Source organism: Aeromonas aquatilis (assembly GCF_054052405.1).
In genome coordinates this window covers 1-204 of record NZ_JBSTYP010000241.1, presented here as the reverse complement: position 1 = coordinate 204, position 204 = coordinate 1, and the positions used below count along the sequence as shown (strand labels likewise).

The window sequence follows — 204 nt, the reverse complement described above, 5'->3', positions numbered from 1 at the left end:
AGGGAAAGACGGCAGAAAGGAATCGGTACTCTTTGGCGGCCACCATGGCAGCCGCACGATCCGTCCAGCGCGGTTTGATAAAGAGGCCCTGACCCTCGCGCCATTCGATCTCCTCACCGTTGAACCAACCGGCTGCCGGGGCCTCCTTGCCAGTCTTTTCGATATGGAGGGTCTGGTGGTCGTAGTCGATCAGGATGTCTTGCC

At 59.3% G+C, this 204-nt stretch carries 1 protein-coding gene; it reads right to left on the bottom strand.

Features of this window, described 5'->3' with window-relative positions; translation table 11 throughout:
• Positions 1-204: phage protease (locus ACW5W8_RS24190; RefSeq protein WP_498630957.1), on the bottom strand; the 204-nt coding region annotated here is incomplete at both ends.